General features: G+C 45.1%; 20 protein-coding genes. 4 read left to right on the forward strand and 16 right to left on the reverse strand.

The window, feature by feature from the left end; translation table 11 throughout:
• On the reverse strand, window positions 1–732 hold a 732-nt coding region (locus P8O70_05190), incomplete at its 3' end, for a hypothetical protein (GenBank protein MDG2196271.1).
• A gap of 4 nt (window positions 733–736) precedes the next feature.
• Entirely contained in the window at window positions 737–1,180 is a 444-nt protein-coding gene (locus tag P8O70_05195; protein ID MDG2196272.1) for a DUF4399 domain-containing protein, read from the reverse strand.
• Window positions 1,181–1,758: 578 nt separating this feature from the next.
• Here P8O70_05195 and P8O70_05200 point away from each other — a divergent pair.
• A complete protein-coding gene (locus tag P8O70_05200) occupies window positions 1,759–2,217 on the forward strand; it encodes a (2Fe-2S)-binding protein (GenBank protein ID MDG2196273.1) in 459 nt (152 codons plus the stop codon).
• Entirely contained in the window at window positions 2,217–4,382 is a 2,166-nt protein-coding gene (locus P8O70_05205) for a molybdopterin-dependent oxidoreductase (protein MDG2196274.1), read from the forward strand. The genes P8O70_05200 and P8O70_05205 overlap by 1 nt, the downstream gene beginning before the upstream one ends.
• Before the next feature lie 128 nt (window positions 4,383–4,510).
• On the opposite strand, the gene glaH is transcribed toward P8O70_05205, so the two are convergent.
• The 4 genes from glaH to P8O70_05225 form a co-directional block, all read right to left on the reverse strand.
• Window positions 4,511–5,428, reverse strand: coding sequence for a glutarate dioxygenase GlaH (gene glaH / locus P8O70_05210; GenBank protein ID MDG2196275.1), 918 nt, complete (start codon window positions 5,426–5,428; stop codon window positions 4,511–4,513).
• Between the two features lie 33 nt (window positions 5,429–5,461).
• On the reverse strand, window positions 5,462–7,639 hold the full coding sequence (locus P8O70_05215; protein MDG2196276.1) for a TRAP transporter fused permease subunit: 2,178 nt from the start codon (window positions 7,637–7,639) through the stop codon (window positions 5,462–5,464).
• A gap of 51 nt (window positions 7,640–7,690) precedes the next feature.
• Window positions 7,691–8,707: a TAXI family TRAP transporter solute-binding subunit gene (locus P8O70_05220; protein MDG2196277.1), complete on the reverse strand. Its 1,017-nt coding sequence runs from the start codon at window positions 8,705–8,707 to the stop codon at window positions 7,691–7,693.
• A 377-nt stretch (window positions 8,708–9,084) separates the two neighbouring features.
• Window positions 9,085–10,086 (reverse strand): TAXI family TRAP transporter solute-binding subunit, encoded by a 1,002-nt coding sequence (locus P8O70_05225; GenBank protein ID MDG2196278.1) that lies wholly within the window; start codon window positions 10,084–10,086, stop codon window positions 9,085–9,087.
• 330 nt (window positions 10,087–10,416) lie between these two features.
• On the opposite strand from P8O70_05225, the gene P8O70_05230 reads away from it, so the two are divergent.
• Window positions 10,417–11,262, forward strand: a complete 846-nt coding sequence (locus tag P8O70_05230) for a DMT family transporter (GenBank protein MDG2196279.1) — start codon at window positions 10,417–10,419, stop codon at window positions 11,260–11,262.
• A gap of 7 nt (window positions 11,263–11,269) precedes the next feature.
• Here P8O70_05230 and P8O70_05235 read toward each other — a convergent pair whose 3' ends face one another.
• From P8O70_05235 to iolD, 5 genes are all read right to left on the reverse strand, one after another.
• Window positions 11,270–12,136, reverse strand: coding sequence for a DMT family transporter (locus tag P8O70_05235; GenBank protein MDG2196280.1), 867 nt, complete (start codon window positions 12,134–12,136; stop codon window positions 11,270–11,272).
• 249 nt (window positions 12,137–12,385) lie between these two features.
• Window positions 12,386–13,807, reverse strand: a complete 1,422-nt coding sequence (locus P8O70_05240) for an aldehyde dehydrogenase family protein (protein ID MDG2196281.1) — start codon at window positions 13,805–13,807, stop codon at window positions 12,386–12,388.
• Window positions 13,808–13,972: 165 nt separating this feature from the next.
• Window positions 13,973–14,872 carry a myo-inosose-2 dehydratase gene (gene iolE, locus P8O70_05245; protein MDG2196282.1) on the reverse strand — a complete coding sequence of 300 codons (900 nt, stop codon included), beginning with the start codon at window positions 14,870–14,872 and terminating at the stop codon, window positions 13,973–13,975.
• A gap of 39 nt (window positions 14,873–14,911) precedes the next feature.
• Complete coding sequence (locus P8O70_05250; protein MDG2196283.1) at window positions 14,912–16,039, reverse strand: Gfo/Idh/MocA family oxidoreductase; 1,128 nt, start codon at window positions 16,037–16,039, stop codon at window positions 14,912–14,914.
• A 20-nt stretch (window positions 16,040–16,059) separates the two neighbouring features.
• Entirely contained in the window at window positions 16,060–17,904 is a 1,845-nt protein-coding gene (iolD, locus tag P8O70_05255; GenBank protein MDG2196284.1) for a 3D-(3,5/4)-trihydroxycyclohexane-1,2-dione acylhydrolase (decyclizing), read from the reverse strand.
• Window positions 17,905–18,038: 134 nt separating this feature from the next.
• On the opposite strand from iolD, the gene P8O70_05260 reads away from it, so the two are divergent.
• Complete coding sequence (locus P8O70_05260) at window positions 18,039–18,974, forward strand: MurR/RpiR family transcriptional regulator (protein MDG2196285.1); 936 nt, start codon at window positions 18,039–18,041, stop codon at window positions 18,972–18,974.
• 15 nt (window positions 18,975–18,989) lie between these two features.
• On the opposite strand, the gene P8O70_05265 is transcribed toward P8O70_05260, so the two are convergent.
• From P8O70_05265 to iolC, 5 genes are all read right to left on the reverse strand, one after another.
• Window positions 18,990–19,970 carry a hydroxyacid dehydrogenase gene (locus P8O70_05265; GenBank protein ID MDG2196286.1) on the reverse strand — a complete coding sequence of 327 codons (981 nt, stop codon included), beginning with the start codon at window positions 19,968–19,970 and terminating at the stop codon, window positions 18,990–18,992.
• 2 nt (window positions 19,971–19,972) lie between these two features.
• Window positions 19,973–20,764, reverse strand: coding sequence for an aldolase/citrate lyase family protein (locus P8O70_05270; protein MDG2196287.1), 792 nt, complete (start codon window positions 20,762–20,764; stop codon window positions 19,973–19,975).
• Window positions 20,765–20,966: 202 nt separating this feature from the next.
• A complete protein-coding gene (locus tag P8O70_05275) occupies window positions 20,967–22,466 on the reverse strand; it encodes a CoA-acylating methylmalonate-semialdehyde dehydrogenase (GenBank protein MDG2196288.1) in 1,500 nt (499 codons plus the stop codon).
• A 36-nt stretch (window positions 22,467–22,502) separates the two neighbouring features.
• Complete coding sequence (gene iolB, locus P8O70_05280; protein MDG2196289.1) at window positions 22,503–23,306, reverse strand: 5-deoxy-glucuronate isomerase; 804 nt, start codon at window positions 23,304–23,306, stop codon at window positions 22,503–22,505.
• A gap of 54 nt (window positions 23,307–23,360) precedes the next feature.
• A complete protein-coding gene (gene iolC, locus P8O70_05285; GenBank protein ID MDG2196290.1) occupies window positions 23,361–25,268 on the reverse strand; it encodes a 5-dehydro-2-deoxygluconokinase in 1,908 nt (635 codons plus the stop codon).
• Window positions 25,269–25,501: the final 233 nt, after the last annotated feature.

Genomic DNA, 25,501 nt, shown 5'->3' on the forward strand with positions numbered 1-25,501 from the left:
ATTTTCCATGATGCTTGACATCTGTTCCATTGAAGCTGCAGTTTCTTCGAGTGAAGAGCTTTGCCTCAGAGTCCGTTCTGAGAGTTCTATATTTGAATCGGCAATTTCCCGCGAACTTGTATCAAGCGAAAGAAGCATTTGTCCAACTGGTCTGGTGATAAAGAGGTACACTGCCCCTAGTAAACTCAAACTTGTTCCCAGGAGCATGGCTAGAATCAACCATGCTGAGGTAATTATTAATTCCTCACGTTGATTTTGTAGCTCCTGACGGCTCCAAATCAACCCCACATAGCCAGCCATTTCATCGCTAGCGAGCCGAGCTGGTTGAAGTAGGATCAGGTTTGCCTCATTCTGCTCAATAACAATTTGCCCTGTCTGAAGAGTTGGCAATCGATTAATGATCAGTTGATTAAGTTGGGTTTCAAAGTCTGCTTTCCCATACTCATAAATTTGAGTTCCCTCGAGATCATAGGCTCGAAGTAACTCTAGGTCGTTCTTTGCAACACTCAAAAAGGCTTGGATGCGTTTCCCAATGATTCTCCCATCAGACAGGTGCAGCGCAGGGGCTAGTTCAGTTGACATCAAATCTGAAAGACCCTGATAACGCTCAACAAAACGTTGGTCTGCCCTGTTTAGTTCCATCCCGATCAGAACAACTGCCATCAGTGTCAGAGCCAGTCCTCCCCCAATCGTAATGAGTAGGAGCAATTTACTGCCAACAGAGAGTTTCATCTCTTTACTCCACAGTGATGGTGATGACTTCTGAAATTACAGGAGGGTCGTGCGGGATGTGTGAATAATCTCCCAAGATCAGTTGCAACGTGTGCTGGCCTGATGTGAAATCAACCTCCCATTCTGTTTGACCACCGCTTAGGTGAATATGATTCTTGCTTTTACTAGGAATGGCTTTGTTTGGATCAGGAGTTGGCGAATTTATGATTAGGTGATGATGTCCTGTGTCAGGCCAATCTACAAGGGCTGGAGCAATTCCCATTTGAGAACTCAGACCAAATTGGATTAGAACAGGGCTTTTTACCTTGTCTCCATCCTTTATATTGATGAAGTAGATTTTAGTTCCCGGGACCGATGGAGAATCTCCCGCATGCACTATCGAAACTATCAACTGGGAAAGAAAAACAATAAAAAGAAATTTGTTTGAAAGGCTGGTCAGTTGGAACATTTTGAAAACCTGTTTTTGTATGTTGTTAATTAATTCTGGAAATACCTTGATGGTGGAACTGAATGCTTTCGCATTTTACTATCAGTTATTCCTGAATACTGCAGCTTCAGGAAAATGATGCCATCATTGCAAAATCTGCCAAAGCTTAGCCAGTTTTAATTTTTAAAATATTGAAATTCTTTATTATAAAATTGACGAAGATTATACTTGTTGGCTCCTCAGAGAAAAAACATGATCATATCCTGTCTATAAGTCAAAGTAAGATTTTATTTCTGTTTTTGTCTGTCAATCAACTAACTGGTGCTTTGGAGAGAGTCAACACAGGAAAAAACAAAAGGTAAAATTTTTTTTGAATAAATAACTATTAAAATTAATCTTTTATAAAGAATACTTCCTAAAAGATTTTCTTAAATTAATTAGTAGACTTCTGATTTTTGTTGCAAACAAATGTATTATAAATTAAAAGAATTTCTATTTTCTAGTAGGACATTAATAAAAATCAAAGTAATCTCAGACCGAAGTTAAATAATAAAATATTCATAAATCATATCAATAATTTGGAAAATAGGGTACATGAAATGGCAGAATTAACTATCAATAAAATCAAACATCAAGTGACAGTTGAACTGAACACTCCCTTACTTTGGTTCCTTCGAGATACACTGAATCTCACTGGAACAAAATACGGTTGCGGTATCCAGCAATGCGGTGCTTGTACGGTACTTATCAAGGGTCGAACAGTAAGGTCGTGCGGTGTCACAATTGAAGAAGTGCTAGACGAAGAAATTACAACTATCGAAGGCTTGTCTAACAACAATAGTCATCCAGTTCAACAGGCTTGGATTGCGGAAGAAGTTCCACAATGCGGATATTGCCAGTCCGGTCAGATTTTAACAGCAGTATCATTGTTAAATAGAAAACCCAATCCTACGGATCAAGATATCGATCGTGGTATGCTGAACCTGTGTCGATGCGGAACATATACTAGAGTACGCAAAGCAATGCATGTGGCGGCAGAAATGATGAAGGAGGCATAATGACTAGCTCTAAATTAAATAGAAGAACATTTCTAAAATTATCGGGTTTAGCCGGAAGTGGACTATTAGTTGGTTGTACATTTTCCTCCCCAAAGATACTCAGCAGTCCTCGAACTTTGGACAAAGACCTTGGACTCTGGGTACGAATAGGTACCGATAATAAAGTTACTCTAATTCTTCCAGCTTCTGAGATGGGGCAGCATGCACACACGGGCCAAGCAATGCTACTTGCAGAAGAATTAGAAGCTGATTGGAAAACCATAAATGTGGTGACAGCTCCATTCCATCCAGAATTTATAAATCCACAGGCAGATCCACGTGGTATTCAGGTCACCGGTGGTAGTAGCAGTATCAGTTTTTTTTGGGAGAAAATACGGCTTGTTGGTGCTAGCTCCAGAGAAATGTTGAAAACAGCTGCTTCGCAAAAATGGGGGGTACCGATTTCTGAATGTAGAGCAGAGGATGGTAAAGTATTGCACAGTGAAAGCAATCGGGCTTTAAGCTACGGTGAATTAGTCTCCACAGCAGCAGTAATCGAACCTCCAGATAATCCTAAACTGAAAAGCCGCGATCAATTTAAATTAATCGGAAAACCTATTCCAAAACTCTATACACCTTCCAAAACGGATGGTTCGGCAAAATTTGGAATTGATGTACGTATTCCAAATATGAAATTCGCAACGGTCAAGCAATCGCCTGTATTTGGAGGAGATCTAGCTAACTATAACAGTAAAGCTGCTTTGGCGATTAAAGGTGTTGAAGCAGTGATACAAATTCCTCATGGTGTTGCAGTTGTAGCTGATTCTACTTGGCATGCCATGCAAGGACTTGAGGCCTTAGATCCAAAATTTGACGGTGGTAGAACAGTAGGATTGGATAGTCAAACAATTTACGAAACACTCAAGAGGGCAGCGAATAACGATATTACAACAAGCGAAATGAAAGAAAGTGATGTTGTTGAGGCAGAATACGAAATGCCTTATCTCCATCATGCAGCTATGGAGCCGATAAACTGTACGGCATTCGTCGCCGAAAATTTTTGTGAAATTTGGGCACCAACTCAAAATCAACATGCTTGTATGGAAGTTGCCAAAAAAGTTACCGAACTGCCTGAAGAGAAAATTAAAATTAATAGCATGATGATGGGAGGAAGTTTTGGCAGAAGACTTATGGATGATTATGTTGAGCAAGTGCTGCTTGTTTCAAAATCCATAAAGAAACCGGTGCAGGTTGTTTGGAGCCGTGAGGAAGACACTAGACATGGATTTTACCGTCCAGCTAGTGTAAGTAAATTTCGGGTTAAAGTTAATTCAGAGGGTATCCCAAACAAATGGGAAAATCAGGTATCACAAGAAAATATAGCTGCCACTGAATTCTTTTTTGGTCCAACGTTTGGAAAACTGAACTTTGATCCTATGACAATTCCAGGAAGAGTTCATGACTACCCGATAATACCAAAACATTTTTACAAAGTGGATGGTGTAGATGTTGGCCATTCTCCCGTTCAGCTCGGTGTGCCAGTAGGGCTTTGGCGGGCTCCACCTAACAGTATCAATGTTTTCTATACAGAGAGTATTATGGATGAGCTCGCTCATGCTGCAGGGGTTGATCCTCTTGAATATAGGTTAAGATTTTTGCATGAGAGTCCGCGGCACAAAACAATCTTAGAACAGGTTGCGAAACAAGCGAATTGGGAAACAAAATTGCCAAAAGGACAAGGGCGTGGTATTGCAATAAATGAATGGTTCCCTCTTGAGGGAGTCACTACAGTTGTGGCACTGGTTGCAGAGGTGTCAATCAATACCAGAGGTCGAGTAAAGATCAATCGTGTAGATTGCGTTCTAGATTGTGGTTTAGCAGTAAATCCAGATAGTGTTGTTGCGCAAATTGAAGGAAGCATCATTATGGGTATGTCAGCAACGCTATTTGAGCAAATTACTTTGGATGATGGTCAGGTTGTTCAAGGTAATTTTGATGACTATAAAATCGCTCGAATGAGAGATACTCCTGAGATAAATGTCACAATTGTGGAAAGCGATAGACCCCCAAGTGGATCAGGAGAACCAGCTACTTCACCAATAGTACCTGCAATCACAAATGCAATTTTTGCTGCCACAGGAAAGCGGATTCGTAAATTGCCGATTGGGAAGCAGAAGCTTGTTTAAGTTTAATATGTTTGAAAACTAATTGAAATTTGGGTTTTTAATTTCCCAATTAATTTTACTTAGGCAATTAGGCTCGTTGATTGAACTTAGCTCTCTATTATCTTTCACGTGGCGTCAAAAGAAATTTGTTAAATTTGCTCATTGAAAGCACCACGCTGGCGCAACAATTCCCGATACAGTTCAGGGTGTTTTGCGAAAGGTTCTCTCCCGTGTGCCCAAAAGTGGTTATTGATTAATAAGATGTGTCCAGTGGGCAATGGGATGAAGAGGGTTTTTGGGGAATTTTCCATTGATTGTGACATGTCCCTCAAAAAAAGAGCTTGCTCGATCGTATGTGGATACGCGAACTGGTCGATGAAACAGAGGCAGGGTCGACCATTACGCTGATAAAATGTCTGACGCTTTACAGAAACTGAAACGTTTTTGCTTGGCGGAGATTTATATTCCATGGGAGTGTGTCCCAAAGGGTGCTCCGCAAAGATTTCCATTTCTTCCCAATCGTCTAGGTGTAATAGTCTGCTTTCTCCTCCCTCTGCATTTACTTCCTTGAGCTTGAGCATCAAGACCCAGTCGGTTGTCTCTTCCACATAAGTCCCATCAGTGTGCAGGGTGAAGAGACGATAGGCTTGCCTTAGGTAAGAGTCACTGTTGTCGGTGTCCTTTACATCAAAGCAGGCGTAGTAATTTCCACTCATGGAGTCGAAATTTGGTAAGCCAACCAAGTGACTGACTGCAGTGGAAATTTTGATCAAATCGTCTTTGTTAAGGTCGGGAGGTGTACTGATTTCCAAAGCTCCGGTTGCTCGGTCATGTAACGTTTCCACGAGGATTTTTTTGAGTGAGCCACCACATTCCTCATCTAAGAGATGGGCCAGAACAAGCCGTTGATATGGAACGTATTCTAGCTCCTGAACACTGATATCCTTGGTAGATGCTAAAAAGTTTTCAAGAACAACCATTGGTAGATGTAGTTCCTGTAATCTCGGATTGATTGAGTGGGAATGTTGATTCAACTGAGTTTTATGGAAATTATGAAAACTGTGCATTACGTTTAAGGTGGTCAATATGATTTTACTAGGTCAATGGGAGTAAATAATGGCTAAATTACTGCGATGGCTATGAATGATTACCATTAGAACAGAAACGGCGCCCAACATATTCAGCATGAGATCCAATGGCCAAAACGATAGTACTATTCCCGCTACAAGCATTGGCCAATACCAACTAGTCATTGGTCCTTCTGCAAATCGAGCAATCAGGGCATTGGTGGCGTAAATTCCAAACAATGCAAAGAAACCAATCTGCAAAACCTCTAGCAAAGATCCGGTTACAAGTGGTGTGTATGCAAATAGGAGTGGAACGATGTATAAGCCTTTTGCAGCTTTCCATGATTGAAAGCCAGTTGCCATTGGTGGAGATTTTGCGATTCCTGCTGCAGTAAAGGCCGCGAGACAGACAGGTGGAGTGACATTGCTATCCTGACTGAGCCAGAAAATGATTAGGTGAGCTACAAGCAAAAAACCCATCATCACTTCTGCGTCTATTAGCATTGGCCGAATTGTCATAGCGACTTCAAACGGTACATCTGCCATCAGACTAGAGGCTTCTTGGAGACTCATACCGGTCGCAACTTTTGCTATGTAAGGGCTTTCCACTAACATAAACAAAGCTGAGTGCATTGGATCAGTCAAGCCCACCATCAATTTTTCTATGATGATGGTATCGGCCAATATTCCTGCTAAAGCTGGTGCACATAAGATTGCGAGGATGATATAAGAGGCTGTGACAGGCAACCCCATTCCCAAAACTAGAGATGCAAGTGCAATTAATGCGATTGCCACTATCGGGGAACCCTGAGACCACTGAGCAATCATCAATGAAAATCCGTTTCCAATCCCACTAGTCACAATTGCATTGTTGATCACCCCAATTGAGACAAGAAGGATGGCAGTCAGGACTCCACTTCGCATTCCCACTAAGCAAGCTTCAAAAATCCGCTTCATGTTCATGACATTGGTTTGTAATTCGATCATTCCAGTTACTTGACCGAGGAACCACGATAACCATGACACAATGATCAAAACTGCAATTGAAGTTGAAGCTGCAAAGCTTGGAGTTACACCAGACATCAGCAAACCAATCATAACCGCCAGTGGAACAATAAAAGTCAATGCACCTGCTAAAATTTTTGCACGACTAATGCTCATATCAATGCCCTCACCCACCCGGTACTTTACAGCTTCAATGCGAACCACAAAAGCAACTGACAAAAAATAAAGAAAGGCTGGTATGATTGATACCGAAACAATTGTGGAGTATGGAATTGCGGTGTAACTTGCCATAACAAATGCTCCAGCTCCCATAATGGGAGGCATCAATTGACCTCCAGTTGAAGCCGCGGCTTCAACTCCTGCAGAAAATTGTCCTCTGAATCCGTTCGATTTCATCAAAGGTATTGTGATTACCCCTGTTGAGGCAGTATTTGCGACTGCTGATCCACTTATAGTGCCGGTCAAAGCAGAGGATATAACGGCAACAAATGCTGCTCCTCCCCGAATTCGACCAGCTACAACTTTTGAGACTTCAATTACAAAATCGCTGGCACCAGATACTACTAGAAACCCTCCAAATATCATGAAAAGAGCTATATTGGATGAGGAGATGTTCGCCAGAATGCCGAATAGTCCTTCATCATTATAGATTGTTCGAAACAAGACATCATCTAAGGGCAGGCTCGCTGCCCGAAATACACCTGGTAGATGCTCACCGAGGAAAAGAATATAGGATACCGAAAGAATGATTAGAATAGGAATTACCCAACCGGAAACTCTCTTGGAGAAATCGATAGTTGCTACAACGAGTACACATCCAGCAGTCCAATCAAACACGTTGAACTGCCAGGCCTGTCCGGTGAGCGCTAAAGTGTCTTCATAAATGCGGGATTCGGATGCAGCAACCCAGCATGCTGCCCAGGCTACAAGGAAGCCATAAGCGAGGTCCAAGAATAAGTTTGGGCGACCAAGAAATTTAGATGGGTAAATAACCGTTGCTAGGACAGCAAAGCCAGCAAAATGAATAGTGTTTTGCCAAAGGGGAGATTCATTAATCAGCAGATTTGTGGCCACATGCCAGATAGCAAAACCGACAGCAAAGAAGGCAAATGACCATTGGATTATTGTTTTGTTATGTGAGTTGAGAGCTAGCCACTCATCCCTTGATTGGTACTCAATAGCATCATTCTCTAGTGACGGAATCATAAAGTGGCTCAATGAGATGAGGCCGGAGGAAATCTGTCCCCATCACGAGTCTTATTTCGAAACTAAATGTGAAGGGATAGCCATGCCCATTTCTTTGTAATATTTAGCAGCTCCAGGATGAAGAGGAACTGGTAAACCTGCCATCGCCTTTTCAACTGCCATGACTTTAGTTGCAGGGTGAATAGCTTGTAAGAAAGGCAAGTTCTCGTACATCGTTTTTGTCAGTAAATAGACATGATTCTCATCGACACTAGCATTCACACCTAGAAAATTTGGCTGTGCGATCGTGTTGATATCCTTGTCCTGTCCTGGGTAAGTACCAGCTTTAATGACGTATGGCGTCCAGAGCAATCTGCCACCATCCATCTTTTTTGCCTCAGTAGAGGTGACATCAAGTATTGTGAATTTTTCACTGTTGCCCGCCATCAGTTTTGTAATTGCTCCTGTCGGGGGTCCAGATGGAATGCCAGCGGCCACAATCTGTCCATTGGCAAGTGCATCAGCAGTGGGTCCATACCCTGCGTAGACAAGATCATATTCACTACCTATGTCAATGCCTAAACCGGACAACAAAACTTTGTTAGAGCCCAGTGTTCCTGAATTTTGCTTGCCCATGCCAGCGGATTGCCCTTTGAGCCCCATCAAATCAGACACAGTCCCAGATTTTACCTTTTCATTAGCTACCAGAAACTGCTCAACATTTTGCCAAAGCATCGTTACAGAACGCAGGTTTTTTTGGGGTTCTGAAATGGGGCCAGTACCTGTTGCTGCATAAGATCCATACAAACCCTGCAATATCGCAAAATCAGCTGTCCCTGCACCAAGAGCCTGAACATTTGCTCCAGAACCAGCTGAGTTCACGGCAGTGAGACTAAATTTTTGCTTTGGCAATAGTTTGACCTTTGTCAAAGTAGCGATAGCAGTCCCTACAGGGTGGTACGTTCCTCCGGTAGAGGCTGTGTTCAATACATAGTCTTTGTCAGCAGCCCAAACTTGATTTTGTGTTGATAGAAGGAAAATTGCTGCGAGGAACGTGAGTGCCTGGCTTACTAGTTTTATTATTTTCATGGGAACCTTTAGAGTTTTTGTAAAATTGGAGAAGTTAGTTTGAAAATTAGGAAATCATCTCAATTTCTAGGTAGTGGTGGTGGTCTTTGAAGTAAGTACACTGGAGGCTTTTTAAAAACTCTTTGTAGGGTACTTTTCTGATTTATTTTAATTTTCAGAACCAGATACATGCGAGATCAGAGAAAATATTCAAAAAAAGCATGATGACTTTTCTTTATTCTTGAAGTTTCCATTGGCATTCACAAACAACTTCGTTGATTTCTTCGTTTTGTCTACCCTCATTTTGAAAAGGATTGATGTGCCCATGGAAATGGATAGGTAATATTTTAAAATCTAGATCAAATTACCACTTTGTGTTAAGCAGTTTTAGAACACTACTATCGGATTTGCACCTCGGTAAGTGTCTTTCCTTTTGATTTCCAGAAATTTTGGGCTCCTTTGTGAACAGGAGTAACGATACCTGTCAATCCAGAATCAATACTCATTGCTTTTGCAGTCGATTTCACACTTACCAAGTGATCCAACCCCTCGGACTGATAAATCAGTTTGACAGCTTTCTCGACAACATCTCCCGGAAGTCGACTGCTCGCTGTCCAAAGAGCAGAATCTTGAATCGTAACCACATCATAGTCCACACCTGGATACGTATCTGCTGGAATCACTACTTTTGAGTAGAAGGGAAAATCTTCAAACAGTTTTCTGTTCTTCTGAGCTTCTGTGTAAGTTTGTAGCAATTTGATCTTATTGGCTGAAGCGGCCTGGATCACGGCAGAATTGGGATATCCTGCAAAAACCCACAGGGCATCAATCAACCCATCACCCAGACTAACTGCACCCTCGCTATATCCAAGAAACTGGGGCTCGATTTTTTCCCAAACTCCCATGCTTTCAAAAAAGCGTTGGGCAGAAGCAGCTGCACCTGAGCCTACAGCCCCAACTGCAACTTTTTTCCCAACAAGATCTGAAACGCTATTGATCCGCTTGTCATCCAGCACAACTAAGTGGGCCGGTGCTCCATAAAGATAGGCCACAGCATGAACGTTTCTGTATTGTCGTGCGTTATTGCTTAGCCTGCCATTTCGGCCCAGATATAAGTCACCAGAATATGTGATCCCAAAGTCAGCTTCTCTTTTATTGAGACGACGCAAATTTTCAACAGATCCGGCTGATGCTTCATTAAGGATTTTATAATCATCCAATTCTTTAGAAAGATATTCAGAGATTCCTGCCGAGAAATATTGAAATGTACCCCCGTCAGGACCACCTGAAAACAAAAGGGTTCTTTCTGTCGGAAAAGCTTTGAATGAGGAAAGCAACATGATCGAGAGGACAAGTAAAAATAAAATTTTACGAATCTGCTGGGTGAAAATAATAAACATAACTACCTGAGGATGTTTGTTAAATAAAATTCTGAATAAAATTTTAGAATTTCAAAGAATGATTTTTTTAGAAGAAATCAATCTAATGAGTGAAATTTACAGTTTACTCGTGGAACGTTTTGAATGCTTGTTGGGGCGAATTCGACACCTAGTGATTATTTCATTAAATTATAGTTTTTTTATTATTTATAATACTAATTTTAAAAAAATTCAAATATGTCAAACAAATGCTAATTTCAGAAATGCAACTTAATATTCAATAGCTGCCTTGTTTTGAACTTATTTTAGTATCTGACAGCGGTACTCAACTTTGAAATTCAAAATATACTTATGGCGTATTCGATTTCCCCACTCTGGGTTGGCCTCACAGGTTTTATCTGCTTTGCGATACTGGGCGCTTTGATCAAATTGCTTCGATTGGATTTAGAGCCATTTAGTCTCATAGCTCCGTGGCTAGCAATGAACACCCTGGTAATGGGTGCATGGATCTACTGGCGCAGCGGGTGGAGTGGTTTCAAAACCAAGATCATCAGCATCCACTTGATCCGAGGGGTGATCGTGTGTTTGCCCTTTCTGGGTGGTGTGTATGCACTTCATTTTGTGTCGCTGTCTCTTTACAGCACTTTGTTGAACACCAGTCCTTTTTTCTTGGTAATTTTAGCAATTTTTTGGCTGCGAGAGCCGGTAACACCAAGAATCTGGTTGGCCATTACTTTGGGCTTTGTGGGAGTGATGATTTGTCTGAAGCCAGGATGGGAGAGCTTCAGTTGGTATTTGTTGGCACCCTTGCTGGCGGCAATAAGTCATGCTGTGGGTAACGCCTGGATTCGTCGATATCCCGAAGAACCTGAGGGACGCTGGGTGTTTTATCAGGAGTTATCGGGTTCAATCGTTGCTGGAATACTGTTGTGGGCTACTGGAGGGAATCTACCAGACTATCAACATTTTTTATGGATGGGCTCAATGGTAGGAATTGACCTTTTAGCAATGACTACCGTTTTCTTTGCTTTCAGAAGAATGGAGTCTTCAAGGATTGCCCCTTGGATCTATATCCAGATTCCTGCTTCAGCGGTCGCTGGCTGGTTGTTGTTTGAGGAAATTCCAGCATGGACAACTGCGCTGGGTGCTTGTTTCATAATTTTTGGAGGCTGGATTGCTCTGGCTCGAAAGGTGTGATTGGAGTTTATGAGGATGCAGACTGGGCAGCATAAGACATGCGCCCAAAACCAAGGTTGTAGAGCCCTGAAAAAACAACCAATACGGATCCAATGTACATTATCGTATCTGGCTGCTCTCCAAGAATCCAAGAGGAAAGAATCAACGCAAAGAGTAGTCGAGTATAGCGAAATGGAGTAATCACGGAGACTTCTCCATCTCGGGTTGCCTGGACCAATGCGTAATAGGCCATGCAACTGACCACGCTGGAGGCGAGCATCAGCAATAGGTCTTCACTTGTAGGTATGACTGGAAGTGGGAAGAAAGGAATTGTGATGAAACCTATCAGCGCACAAGCAGCAAAAGCCCAGCTTGAGACGGCAAGGGAGTGCACAGAAACTGACATTACCCGCGTTGTGATTTCTCGCAAAGCCAGCATGACAACAGACAAAACTGCGAAAATTGATGCTGGGGTGAAGGTTTCAGTACCAGGACGGATGATCAGCATCATTCCAGCAAAGCCGAAGCCAATCGCGATCCAGCTCCCAAGGCTGACTCTCTCACCCAGAAAAAGAGCTGCCCCCAAGGTCACAAGTAATGGAGAAAACTGGAGTATTGCCGAGGCTGAACTGAGGGGTAAATTGACGACAGCAATTACATAAAAGAGCGCTGCAAACAAATCTGCCAGAGTTCTAATTATAAAAGGCTTATTCAGCATTTCCCTGGTCAGCAGAGGGATTTTTTTCCACTTGGCGATCAACACAAACCAAATCAAACTCAACAATCCCAGCATGATCAGAATCTGGCTGACTGGTAATCGGGCAGAAACTAGCTTGATGACTAGGTCTTCAATTGCAAAGCCTGCCATTGCCAGCATCATGTAGAGAATCCCCATTTGATTTGGATTTTCTCTAAATTTTTTAAGATTCAAGGATAGCTTTGGAAAGATAGATTGAATGAATATTGACGGGAGAACATTCCAGATCAGAGTTCTGATCATTAGAGCATGAATATCTTTGATTTATATTCAATGCTTATTTGTCAAAGACCAATCAATGAGGGGTGTAATTTTTTTTTGCACTGAAGTTTGGTGAGGATGCTTTGGGCAGGAAAAAAGCAGGCTCCTATGAGCCTGCTGGATGAATCACAAGCCGTGGAACGCTACAGTCTTCAACTCAGTCATCTCTTCTACGGCGTAGCGAGGACCTTCTTTGCCAATACCGCTACCCTTGAAGCCTCCATAGGGCATCAGATCAGCTCTCCAAAGTGGGGACCAGTTAATCATGGCATTCCCACTCTCAATCTGTTGAGCGAAGCGTAAGGCTGTGTTGACATCTTTTGTGAAAATACTGGCTCCAAGTCCATAATTCACACCATTAGCAATTTCCATCGCCTCGTCAAAGCTCTCCACAGGCGCAACCCCAATTGCGGGACCAAAGAGTTCTTGCGTGGCGAGTCTCATACCGGGTTTGACATCAGCAATGACTGTCGGTTGAACAATGGCTTTTTCACGATCGCCCCCTGCAATTAGACGAGCTCCGCCTTGGACTGCTTCTTGGAGCCAATCTGACACACGTGCTGCTTCTGCTTCGTTGATCATCGCACTGAGCTTGGTAGATTCTTTCATGGGATCACCCACGGAAATCTCCTCCACAGCACTCTTGACTGCATCTAAATAGTCAGAATAGACTTTTTGATGGACAACGACTCTCTGAAGGGAAATACAAACCTGTCCTGCATTGACAAAGCCTCCTGTTGCTGTCGCAGCCGCTACTTGGTCAAGATTAGTGTCTGGCATCACTATCATGGGACAGCTTGAACCAAGCTCTAGGGAGAGCTTCTTGACCCCTGCAATTCGGGTGATCTGTTCACCAACATCGGTACTTCCCGTGAAGCTGATTTTGCGCACTCGCTTATCGGCACAGAGTAACTTCCCCAATCGTGAACCAGAACCTGTGATGGTTTGCAGAGCATTTTCAGGAAGGCCCGCCTCGTAAAAGAGTTCCGTCATCCGCAAAGCTGAGAGTGAGGTCTGCTTAGCTGGTTTTAAGATCACGGCATTTCCTGCACTCAGGGCAGGTCCAATTTTGTGCATCACGAGCAGTAATGGATAGTTGAAGGGGGTGATAGCCAACACGACTCCACAGGGTACTCGCATAGTGAAACCCAATTTGTCTTTGCCAGCACCGACTTGTGCGTCTAAAGGAAGACTCTCCCCACGCACTTGAGTGCCTTCAAACACAGAGAGTCTCAACAATTCACCCACACGTCCTGCTTCCCCTCTAGCTTCTGAGATGGGTTTCCCAACTTCAAGAGAGACCAATTTGGCCAACTCCTCCACATTATCATCAATCAACGCTGCAGCCTTGTTAAGAATTCTGGCTCGTTCATGGGCTGGCATTTGTGCCAATATTTTTGACACCTTTTGGGCTGCCTTGAGGGTCTGCTCTACTTGCTCATCTGTGGCATCTGGAATGTGATCCACAGTTTCTCCATTGAAGGAGCGAATCACTGGTGAGCTTTTTGGAGACTCAGACCAAGCTCCATTAATGAACATTTTGCGCATAAGTACTCCTTTTAATGAAGAAAAGTCCTAGGAAAAAAGCATGAATTTCTTGGAGAAAATGAACCCCCAAGAGCCTAGCAAAATGTCAGGCTCTTGGGGGATTGTAGTGAGGATAAAATGATGAAAAGATCCTGTAAGTGCAGGACTGTCAGAAAATATACTAACTCAGGCCTGAATTTCGATTGCAGCTTTTTGAAGTGCATCGGTCAAGTGCTGATGACCCATCCTTGAGTAAACCAGGGGATTGGCTTTTTCAGGGTCTTGCTCTGCTTCGACTACAATCCATCCACTGTATTTGATGTCTGAGAGTACCTTGGCGAAGTTGTGAAAGTCTATCGAGCCATCTCCAGGGACGGTGAAGACTCCCTCCAGCACAGCATCGAGGAAGCTCATGTCTTCGGCCTGAACTCTTTTGTAGACATCTGCCCGGATGTCTTTGCAGTGTACATGTTTCACCCGATGCCCATGACGACGGGTGGTTGCCTCTACATTGCCACCTGCGAAAGTAAGGTGCCCTGTGTCAATCAATAAATTCACGTTGGGCCTGGTGTTGGCCATCAAAAGGTCGACTTCTCGCTCCGTCTCAATGACTGTTCCCATGTGATGATGATAGACCATTGGCACTCCATACTCTGCCATGCGATCGGCGATTTCTGTCAATTTTCGCCCATATTCCGGGTATTCTTCGTCTGGCATGACGGGACGCTGGGAGACTGGAATTTGCTGCTTTGTTTGGACGCTTCCACTGGTTTCAGCATAAACCAAAACAGGAGCTTGCAGAGATTTGAAGGTGTAGAGCATTTCCTGAAGATTTTGCCATTCTTCATCAACACTGCACTCGCGTAGGGTTCCAGAGAACCAACCTGAGGCCAGCTTGAGATCAAACTGTTTGAGCAGTGGTCCAAGTTTTTCAGGATTCATGGGATACTTCGCGCCACTTTCTGTTCCAGTAAACCCCGCCTCACGACTCTCCCGCAAACATGTTTCCAATGGAGTGTCTCCCCCTAATTGGGGCAGATCACTGTTGGACCAAGCAATCGGGGCAACAGCAAGTTGAACACTCATATTTTTTCCTGAAGTTGAATATTTTCTGAAATCAACCAATCAATTTGTAATCATTGATTGTGGGGCACACCACCTTACTTCTTCTGATGAAAGCTTGACCGCTTCCAACACTTTTTGAATTTCAAAAGCTTCAGTGAAATCAGGCCAGCAGGCATCTCCACCTTCCAGTGCACGTAGCAGTTGTAGCAGCTCAATCACCTTCAGTTCATTAAAGCCAAGTTGATGCCCAGGTGCTGGACAGAAAGCACTGTAGTGAGGGTGGTCTGGTCCGGAAAGCAATGTTTTAAAACCATCTCGGCCCGCTTTCTGGTTGGAATCATAAAGTCTTAACTCATTGAACTGTTCCTGATTGAAGACAAGTGTTCCTTTCGTACAAGTCAGCTCAAAAGCAAGGTGCATCTTCCTCCCCCAGGCCATCCAACTAGCCTCCACTGTGCCAACACAGCCGTTTTCAAACCTCACAAGGCAGTGGGTTTGGTCATCAACATAAACCTGGCGAGTTGTTTCTCCACTTGGCCTTTCGGGAACAACAGTCGTCAGATTTCCCAAAACTTCTTGAATTGGTCCCACCACGTAGCGAGCCAGGGAAATGATATGACTTCCCAAGTCATACAGCACTCCTCCTCCCTGAGAAGCATCCAGTCGAGTGGTGTATGGTGACAGAGGATTGGCCATGTAGTCTTCTGCATGTACCCCTCTGAAAGCAATCGGTTCCCCGATTTCACCACTTTGAACAATCTCTCGAGCCGTTCTCAGGAGGGGGTTCTGCAGATAGTTATACCCCACAAGTGTGGGGATCTGCTTTGACTTGGCCAAATTAGCCATCTCTTGGGCTTCAGCAAGTTTACAAGCCAGTGGCTTCTCACAGTAAACGGGTTTACCCAAGTTCATCGCAGCGATTGCGATTGGGTGGTGCAAATGGTTTGGAGCCGTGATATCAACGATATCGACTTCAGGATGTTGCACCAACTCCTGCCAATCGGCAGTGCTCTGTTCAAATTGTAGAGCCTTTGCTTGTTGACTGGCTAGCTCAGGGGATGCATCAGCAATCATCTTCAGTACTGGTTTTTGAGAGACTTCAAAGATGCTGGATATTGAATTGTAGGCGTTGACATGGCAACGCCCCATGAATCCGGAACCGATCAGTCCGATTCCTAGTGTCTTCATTAAAGTTCTTCCTTTCTGTTTTAAACACCCAAGCGTTGACTTTTCTGGCCCTCGGAATGATCAGACCTTGCTTGACGAACTTCTTCACGGTCACTCACTTCTGGGACTCCGACATCCCACCAAGCATCTCCTGGCGTCCATTGTGATGGCTGTGTTTTGATGCAGATGACATAAGTGCGATCCGCTGCTTTCGCACGTTTGAATGCAGCTTCCAACTCTGCAACGCTCTCCACTTGCTCACCGAGAGCCCCCATGCTGGTGGCGTGCTGAACGAAATCAACTCCTTGTAGGTTCTCTACTTTACAGTCCTGTAGGAGATTGTTGAAAGAAGCGCTGCCCTTAAAATTTTGTAAGCGATTGATCACGGAGAAGCCTCCGTTGTCACAGACAATTACGATCATCTTATGTCCTGTCAGCACAGTGCTGTAAATGTCACTATTCAACATTAGGTAAGATCCATCGCCGACAAAGACGATGACGTCTCGGGATGGGTCTGCCATTTTGGCTCCCCAACCACCTGCGATTTCATAACCCATACAGGAGAAGCCAAACTCACAGTCAAAAGTGCCAATTGAGCGTGTCTTCCAGTTTTTACAAAGTTCACCAGGTAATCCACCTGCTGCAGTCAGGGCCAAGTCAGTGCTATCACAGCTTCTGTTGATGGCACCAACGACCTGTCCGTAGCTTGGAGGAACAGCATCTGATGGCCCGGAATGCTGATCTACAGTCCGGTTCCACTCTGCATAATGCCCCTGCGCTGTTTCGATCCAAGCTGGATTGCCTGACCAGTTACCCAGAGCACTGCTTAGATCTTCCAAGCCAACCATGGCGTCACCAACTACAGAAAGCGCCCGGTGCTTGTGAGCATCGAAGCTTGCTGCGTTGATCGCAATCAACCTCATTGACTCATTGCCAAAGACAGACCATGAACCCGTGGTGAAATCTTGTAGACGAGTTCCCACAGCAAGAACGACATCGGCCTCTGCAGCAAGTGCATTTGCAGAGCTTGAACCGATCACACCGAGTGGCCCAGCATTCAGTTTATGGTCGTGCAGCATCTGTGATCGACCGGCGATTGTCTCTGTAACGGGGATACCGTGTTTTTCTGCAAAACTGGTCAGAGTATCGACTGCGCCTGAGTAAAATATCCCTCCACCGACAACAATCATTGGTTTTTGGGCTGACTTCAAGATTACTGCTGCCTCAGCAATACTATCCTGATCTGGCCGAGGTCGTGGACTTCGGTGAATCTTCTCCTCAAAGAAAACCTCTGGATAATCATAAGCAACCGCTTGGATATCCTGGGGTAGGGCAATGAAAGCTGGACCAGAAGTAGCTGGGTCCATCATTGTCGCAACCGCTTGTGGGAGGGAGACCATCAACTGTGCTGGATGGGTAATGCGATCCCAGAATCGTGTACAAGACTTGAAGGCGTCTGCGACAGTCAATGTAGGATCTTGAAAATGTTCAACCTGCTGCAGGACCGGATCAGGTAGCCGATTAGAGAAGGTATCTCCAGATAGGAAAAGAACAGGCAACCGATTCGAATGGGCTGTTCCGGCAGCTGTCAGAAAATTTGTACAGCCAGGGCCAATTGAGGAGGTGGCAACCATGATCTGACGTCGGCGGCTTGCCTTGGCAAAAGCAACCGCAGCCAAACCCATTGATTGTTCATTCTGACCCCGCCAAGTAGGCATCACATCGCGAACTGACTCCAGAGCCTCACCCAGACATGTAACATTGCCATGGCCAAAAATTGCAAAAACCCCTGGAAACAAGGGCTCCTTCTTGCCATCAATCATCGTGTGTTGGTTGACAAGATAGCGAACTAGTGCCTGGGCCATCGTTAGTCGAATCGTTTTCATTAGGACTCCTCTTGCTAATTGACTCACAAAGTCTATTTTGATAAATTGTTGAACAAAAATTCACATTTCTTTAATTTTATTTGCTTCGCCAAGAAATTTGACAGCAACATGAAAACAATCTTCAAAGGATGCTGATGACGAACCTCCCGCTACCTGATACCTATGAACGGTTGATCACGCAGGTGACCGAGCAGTTTCCGAAGATGAAGAAAAGTTTTCAGCGTATTACACGTTTTATGGTTCAGAACCCAAATGCGATGGCTGTTGAATCCGTCAAAGTGATTGCGGACCAAGCCGGGGTTCAACCTTCCTCCTTGGTACGTTTCGCAAAGCACATGGGCTACAATGGCTTCAGCGAAATGAAGCGTGTTTTTCAATCTCACCTGATTTCCACAGCTAGTTCGAAAGAACGCCTGGAATCATTTAGTAACGAGGTCTCACCGGAGTCGAGTAATTCGACTGCCTCATTCCTGCAGTCCTTGGTAAGTAATGACATTGCAGCCCTGAATGACCTCAGACACAGTATTTCTTCCGAAGTACTGGAAAAGGCTGTTTCGTTGTTGGAGGAAGCAGACACAATCTATGTTTTGGGGCAATTGCGTTCACTCTCAGTAGCCTACTACATTCGTTACTTGTTACTTTATCTCCGACAAAATGTTCGGCTCCTCGATAGCTCCGGCGGACTAGCCACTGAGGAAGCAGAGTTGATGAATGAGAAGTCCCTGCTAGTTGCCGTTTCCTTCCGCTATTATGCTCGGGAAGTTGTAGATATTGTTGAGGGAACAGCCCGCAAGAAAATTCCGATTCTGGCTTTTACGGATAGTCAACTGAGCCCTCTGCATAAACATGCCACTTGCTCGCTTGTCGTACCTGGTGCAGGTCATAAATTCAGTTATTCATTGGCTGCCACGATGTGCCTAGCACAAAGCCTCATTATCAGCATGGCCAGCCGACTCCAGATTGAAGGTTCCCAGGAGGAACTCAATCCACAGGACCTTCTAGGATCAAATGACCCCAAGGTTTTGCAAAGAATCTCACCCTCGAAGCCATATCATTTTGAGCAGAATTGAGCCCCTTCAGGAAGCTCAAGAGTAAACCTCCTCCCAATTGACAACACGATCCCTTTGCAATCGCCCTGTCAGGGCATCTACCACATTTTCAACACAGACCAACCCAAGTCGACGGGTGCATTCTGCTGTTAAGCTGGCATTGTGAGGACTCAATACGACTTTGTTAGACCTCAATAACTCCATGTTGCGTGGGGGAGGCTCTTGCTCAAAGCAATCCAATCCGGCCCCAGCTAATTCTCCGGCATCTAGAGTTTTGAGAAGCTCTTCCTCATCAATTAACCCACCACGTGCAGTATTGATAACATAAGCTGTAGTTGGAAGAGCCTTGATCTCAGCTGCTCCAATAATATGTCGATTTTGAGGAGTGAATGGCAGATGTAGGCTGAGGAAATCTGTATCAGGTAGAAAAGCCTCAAGATTGCTGATATGGATTGTCCCTGCATCTCTAACTTGCTCTGGATTCACATAAGGATCAAAAACGTGTACTCGCATTCCAAAAACTAGGGCACGTTTGGCCACTTCTCGACCAATCCGACCAAAGCCCATAAGCAAGAGATTTTTTCCAAGTATCTCTGTGCCCTGGAGACAATTACGCGATTCCCAATCACCTTCTCTCATTGCCCGATCGAAGGCACTCCCACGTTTCGCCAGAGTTAGCATCAAGTACAGCGCATGTTCGGCTACAGTAACGGCATTTGCATTTCCAGTGGTTGCCAAGGGGATTTTCTTTCTAGAAAGCACCCCAACAGGCACATTGTCATATCCCACTCCATGGCGAGCCACAATTTTAAGTTGATGCCCTTTATCCATCAATTCTGCAGACAACTGAGCGGTCCGCACGATTAAGGCATCTGCCTGTGCTAACTTGCTGGAGATTTCATTCCCAGCAGGTTTCTCCAAGACCTCATGGGTTAACTCATTGTAGGATCGCAGTAACTGCATTGCGTCCTCATGAATTTTACCAAGCAGTAGTACGTGCCCACGGGGAGTCGTCATGATCAGTAAGAACTGGAGCTTGGGGATTCAGGCATATCTGCTCGCATCTTCATCAAAACACCTTGGGCGGCGCTGGCCATCAACCGGGAGTCCGAAGCGATAGTTACGAAGCGGAAACCCTTTTCAATCATTCTTAGAGCATACTCCGGTGTCCCGTTGTGAATACCAGCTGCAACACCATGCTCAGTTGCTTTTCGTAGAATCATATCAATCGCTTCCAAAACGATCGGGTCCTCCTGGTCAAAAGTTGGGACTCTTCCAAGAGAGTTCCCTAGATCTGAAGGACCAATGTAGACCATGCGAATGCCCTCTACCTTCAGAATATCATCCAGGTTATCCAGTGCCTCCTTGGTTTCAATCATAGCGATTGGAAGAATCTCATCATTGGCATGAGAAGGGTAGTCTGCTCCCAAACTGAAGAGGGCTCTGATTGGCCCAAAGCTGCGTTGTCCAAGGGGTGGATAATAACAGGCCTGCACAAAGCGCTCTGCATCAGATGCCTTGTTGATCATTGGACAAATTACTCCGTAGGCTCCCGCATCTAACATGCGCATGATGATCCCTTCTTCCAACCATGGGACTCTGGTCAATGGTGCTGTGCTAGTCGTGCTGATCGCCTGGAACATTGTCACTGCATTCTGATAGTCGGAGACACCATGTTGCATGTCGACTGTCAGTGAATCCCATCCTTGGTGCGCCATCACCTCTGCAGAGAAAGAATTTGGAATCGCCAGCCATCCATTAACGATAGCGCGGTCTTCGTTGAGCATTTTGATCAGTGGATTTGGACGCATTGGGCCTCAATATTTAGATGATGATAGTTAGACTGGGCCGAACATAAAAGAAGCATGTTCGACACTAAAATATAATCTGAATTGATAGAGAGCAAGATTTTTAGAAATTGATTTCTACTTTTAGAATTATAGAACTAATTTTTCAGATTCTCTGAGACAAGAATCTTGTCTGGGTGACTTCTTGACTCAACCAGTTCTAAATTCAGAGGGTTGGGAAGTTGAATTTCGCACCTTCCTTGATTCCTGTTGGCCATCGAGAGGTGACAGCTTTGAGGCGCGTGTAGAAATTGATGGATTCTGGTCCATAAATATCGTGATCGCCGAACAAGGATTGTTTCCATCCACCGAAGCTGTGGAAGGCGACTGGTACTGGAATCGGGACGTTTACACCCACCATGCCGACCTCGATCTTGCTGACAAAATCACGTGCTGTATCACCATCGCGTGTGAAGATTGAGATTCCATTTCCGTAGGGATTGTTGTGAACCAACTGCACTGCAGCTTCATAGGTTGGGACGCGTACCGTCGAGAGAACAGGACCGAAGATCTCGTTCTTGTAAATCTCCATCTCGGGGGTGACTTGATCAAACAGGCAACCTCCGATAAAAAATCCATTTTCGTGGCCTGGCACATTAAAGCCTCGACCGTCCACTAGTAGTTTTGCACCCTGCTCCACACCACTGTCCACGTAGGTAGAAACCTTGTCACGATGTTCACGGGTAACTAGAGGACCCATATCCTGGCCTGGTTCCATGCCGTTGCCAATTTTGAGAGCCTTGACTTGGGGAATCAGTCGTTCCATCAGTGCATTTGCTGTTTCTTCCCCAACAGGTACGGCAACAGAGATCGCCATGCAGCGCTCACCTGCGCTCCCATAACTGGCTCCCATTAGGGCACTGGCTGTCTGATCAAGATCTGCATCTGGCATGATGATCATATGATTCTTGGCACCCCCAAGAGCCTGGACCCTTTTATCGTGAGCCGTTCCCCGCTGATAAATTGCTCGGGCAATTGGGGTTGATCCGACAAAGCTGATCGCAGCGATATCTTGATGATCCAACAAGGCTTCTACTGCCTCACGGCTGCCTTGTACCACATTGAAGACACCATCAGGCAAGCCTGCTTGCTGAAGTAATTCAGCCATCAATAAGGAGGCACTTGGGTCTTTTTCTGATGGTTTCAAGACGAAGGAATTCCCGCAGGCAATTGCCATGGGATACATCCACATGGGCACCATGACCGGAAAATTGAAGGGGGTAATACCAGCAACAACTCCAAGAGGTTGTCGAAAAGAGTATGCATCGACCGCATTGGCGACCTGCTCACTGAAAGAGCCCTTCAGTAGATGAGGTATACCACAGGCGAATTCCACTACCTCAATTCCCCTCTGAACTTCCCCTTTTGCGTCTTCGAAGGTTTTCCCATGTTCTTTCGTGATTGCTTCAGCCAGGTTATCATAATTTTGCTGGAGCAACTCCAAAAAGCTGAACATCACTCGGGCGCGTCTCAGAGGAGGAGTCATCCCCCATTTAGCCGCAGCTGTTTTCGCAGCATGTACGGCCCGGTCAACTTCAGCAGCACTGGAAAGTGCAACTTCTCCTGTAACTTCACCCGTAGCAGGATTGGTCACTGAAAGTCTGGCAGCGTTTGCTGGATGACAGAGTTTTCCAGCGATGAAATTTTGGATCAGTTTTACAGACATTTTCTTTCTTCTCTCACTTCAAATTGCGAATGATACTCATTGTTGAACAATCCATTCGTGCGCAGGATCATTTTTGAATTTCCAGACACGGCTCGGGCCAGCCATAACGTTTAGGTAATAAAGATCGTAACCGTGTGGTGCCCCAGCTGGATGATAGCCACGAGGCACCATCACGACATCTCCATCATGAACGACCATTGTCTCATCCAGCGATCGATCATCTGTGTAGACTCTCTGGAAGGCGAAACCCTGAGATGGTTGCAGTCGATGGTAGTAGATTTCTTCCAGTTGAGATTCACTGGGCATGTTGTCAGTGTCGTGCTTGTGTGGCGGGTAGCTTGACCAGGACCCATTGGGTGTGATCACCTCAACAACCAATAGGCTATCCGCAGGTTCTGTCTGAGGTAGGATGTTGCAGACGTGCCTTGTGTTAGTGCCTTGTCCACGTGTCTCACGGCCCATAGATTCTGGAGGAATCAAGCGTGCTTCATGGTCACCAAATCCTGGAGCACGACACACTGCGAGTTCTAGATTTGTGGTTGCTGTTACTGTGAAAGTATCGGAGTGAGGTACATAGACAGCGTGAGGGGCCTTGTCCTCAAAGACGATCATCCTGTCTCCAAGGTCTTTCCAGTCTTCCTGGTTAGATCTGATATCGGCACACCCTGTAACCAGTACCAAGCATACCTCCTGATTTCCTGTGTCCTGCTGTAAGGATTGACCTGTTTGTAGATGATAGACATCAAAGCCTACGTGTTTCCATTGGGCACTTTCTGGGGTGATGCTTTGAACTAGTCCGGTGTTGTCAGGTTCTTGATGGCGACTGAGTAAAGTTGACATATTCCTCTAATACATTGCAGTGGTTTGGATGTACCAATTCATTCGCTCAAATTCTCATCGTGATGCAGGTGCGGCTTCTTCCCACATCCTGAGAACAGTTTTGTAATTCTTTTCGATAATGGAAGGGATCTCCTCAGAGGTCAAGGAGCCATTGATGTAGCTTTCCCAAGGTCCCCAGAAGATGGAACGCCCTATAGCAAATCCACAGGTGTGGGGAGTAGATCTCAAGGTCTTGAACCAGCTTGGGAAAGTTTCCAGTGGAGCATTTTTCCCAAGAACAATCACACCAGCTTCGGTGTCGTGTCGATCAAGGGCATTCGTGACTTTCTGCCACTCCGCTTGATCATCGAGAGCCATCACCTTCCACCAAAAAGGTGTGATCTGGGCTTCATAAATCTCTTCGATCGCAGCTGCTAGCGCTGCTCCATCCTGCGAGAGATTTGTAGGCAGTATCAGCTCTAGCATCAAGCGTCGATCAAGCAATTGACAGATCGTTCCCAGTCTCTTCAACTGGGTGAGTTGTCGCCGTTTTTCATTGGCATCAAGAGCAGGATGGAAGTACCAAAGGACCTTGACAAACCATTCAGATGGGCGCCCAAGCAGGTGCTCGTGCAACTCTTCGCCACACAGCCACTCGACAGGAAAAGAGCCTGCTTGCTCAATTGGGGCTCCTACTGAATACGATGCGTAGGCTGAATCCTGCAAAATATCTGCTCCATATTGTGGGTCAACTAACAGCGCAAGAGGGAGTGATGTTTTCTTCGCAGCCACCTTTTTGAATCCCTCGAACACCAATTTTTTGAATTCAGCAATTTTGCTGATTGGCTGATTGTGCTGATCACAGGAGTCTTCAAATTGGGTGCGATGATCAAAAGCAAGCACCTGCAATGGGAAATTTCTTGGTTTCCCGAGGATTGTTCGCTGATGAAGACGTAACAAGTTTGGGTTGGTTAGAATGTTCGGATCTGCATCAAAATTTTCAATCAAGAACTGTAATTCTTCAAAAGAAGCCATCGAAGGAGCACAACCATGGCGAGTGACAGTCAGAGCACCGTTTGCGTTGCCCCAAAGTGCACAAGTTTCTAGGGATTCTCCTCGTAACCATCCACGTAAAAATCCAGATGCAAAGGCATCTCCGGCTCCAAGAACATTCAGCACCTTGATGGGAAATGGCCTGGCTGTCCAGCTTTGCTGACTACTAGGTTCATAGACTTCACAGCCCTTTTCTCCCCGCTTCAGCACCACGGTAGCCCTTGAAGAATTGCAGATTACTTGAAGGGCTTCTCCCAAGGTCTCAGAGCCACCAGCGATCATTACTTCTTCTTCAGTCCCGATGATCAGATCCAAATCCTTAATCAATGGTTGCAATTCTCTCGTGACAGCTTCTGATGCAACAAAACGTGATTCGCCGTCACCAGCTGCTGTCAATCCCCATAGAACGGGTCGATAGTCAATGTCGAGAACAACAGCACAGCCTTGCTCCTTGGCAGTCTTGATGGCAGCTAGAGTTGCTTCTTTCATGGATGGACTGGAAAGCCCAGTGCCTGTAAAGAGCAGCGCCTTGCATTTTTTTAGGAAGGAAGAATCAGCATCTTCAGGTCGGATCTGCATATCTGCGCAGTTTTCTCTGTAGAAGATGAGTGGGAAGCGCTCTGGTGGGCTGACTCCCAACAGAGCGAGAGCTGTCAGATGCTCAGATGTGTCACGTAATAGGGTAGTGTCTACCCCTTCATGGTGAAGTTGCTGGCGTAGGAATTTTCCCATTGCGTCAGTACCTGTGCAGGAAAAAATTGCGGATTTTAATCCCAGACGTGAGGTGCCAACAGCGATGTTGCCCGCACAACCACCCAAGTACTTACGGAAGCTTTGAGCATTTTCCAGAGGGCTATGAATTTGTTCAGCATAGAGGTCAACAGCCACACGGCCCATACAAACAAGATCAAATGGACGATTGGTATCCATTGGTCGATTCAAAGTGGACATGCTTTGGAGATGTTTTCAGATTAAGAACGAAGTTCAAGGTAGGTCATCAACATAACTTCCCGGTAGGAAAAGGAAAGCTTGAGGCTGACTACCTTGAACCTATTCAGAATGGAATTTTAGAAAATTTTTTCACAAAATAATTTTTTTGAATTTATTTGCCATTGGAGAACAAGTCAAATATATTTGGCGAACTAAATTCATATGAGATTTAA

The organism is SAR324 cluster bacterium, from assembly GCA_029245725.1.
Taxonomy (GTDB): Bacteria; SAR324; SAR324; order SAR324; family NAC60-12; genus JCVI-SCAAA005.

What these genes read in the sequence shown, in the direction of transcription:
- P8O70_05195 (MDG2196272.1), bottom strand. Translation starts at nt 1,180, where the DNA reads ATGTTCCAACTGACCAGCCTTTCAAACAAATTTCTTTTTATTGTTTTT.
- P8O70_05200 (MDG2196273.1), top strand. Translation starts at nt 1,759, where the DNA reads ATGGCAGAATTAACTATCAATAAAATCAAACATCAAGTGACAGTTGAA.
- P8O70_05205 (MDG2196274.1), top strand. Translation starts at nt 2,217, where the DNA reads ATGACTAGCTCTAAATTAAATAGAAGAACATTTCTAAAATTATCGGGT.
- glaH (MDG2196275.1), bottom strand. Translation starts at nt 5,428, where the DNA reads ATGCACAGTTTTCATAATTTCCATAAAACTCAGTTGAATCAACATTCC.
- P8O70_05215 (MDG2196276.1), bottom strand. Translation starts at nt 7,639, where the DNA reads ATGATTCCGTCACTAGAGAATGATGCTATTGAGTACCAATCAAGGGAT.
- P8O70_05220 (MDG2196277.1), bottom strand. Translation starts at nt 8,707, where the DNA reads ATGAAAATAATAAAACTAGTAAGCCAGGCACTCACGTTCCTCGCAGCA.
- P8O70_05225 (MDG2196278.1), bottom strand. Translation starts at nt 10,086, where the DNA reads ATGTTTATTATTTTCACCCAGCAGATTCGTAAAATTTTATTTTTACTT.
- P8O70_05230 (MDG2196279.1), top strand. Translation starts at nt 10,417, where the DNA reads ATGGCGTATTCGATTTCCCCACTCTGGGTTGGCCTCACAGGTTTTATC.
- P8O70_05235 (MDG2196280.1), bottom strand. Translation starts at nt 12,136, where the DNA reads ATGGGGATTCTCTACATGATGCTGGCAATGGCAGGCTTTGCAATTGAA.
- P8O70_05240 (MDG2196281.1), bottom strand. Translation starts at nt 13,807, where the DNA reads ATGCGCAAAATGTTCATTAATGGAGCTTGGTCTGAGTCTCCAAAAAGC.
- iolE (MDG2196282.1), bottom strand. Translation starts at nt 14,872, where the DNA reads ATGAGTGTTCAACTTGCTGTTGCCCCGATTGCTTGGTCCAACAGTGAT.
- P8O70_05250 (MDG2196283.1), bottom strand. Translation starts at nt 16,039, where the DNA reads ATGAAGACACTAGGAATCGGACTGATCGGTTCCGGATTCATGGGGCGT.
- iolD (MDG2196284.1), bottom strand. Translation starts at nt 17,904, where the DNA reads ATGAAAACGATTCGACTAACGATGGCCCAGGCACTAGTTCGCTATCTT.
- P8O70_05260 (MDG2196285.1), top strand. Translation starts at nt 18,039, where the DNA reads ATGACGAACCTCCCGCTACCTGATACCTATGAACGGTTGATCACGCAG.
- P8O70_05265 (MDG2196286.1), bottom strand. Translation starts at nt 19,970, where the DNA reads ATGACGACTCCCCGTGGGCACGTACTACTGCTTGGTAAAATTCATGAG.
- P8O70_05270 (MDG2196287.1), bottom strand. Translation starts at nt 20,764, where the DNA reads ATGCGTCCAAATCCACTGATCAAAATGCTCAACGAAGACCGCGCTATC.
- P8O70_05275 (MDG2196288.1), bottom strand. Translation starts at nt 22,466, where the DNA reads ATGTCTGTAAAACTGATCCAAAATTTCATCGCTGGAAAACTCTGTCAT.
- iolB (MDG2196289.1), bottom strand. Translation starts at nt 23,306, where the DNA reads ATGTCAACTTTACTCAGTCGCCATCAAGAACCTGACAACACCGGACTA.
- iolC (MDG2196290.1), bottom strand. Translation starts at nt 25,268, where the DNA reads ATGGATACCAATCGTCCATTTGATCTTGTTTGTATGGGCCGTGTGGCT.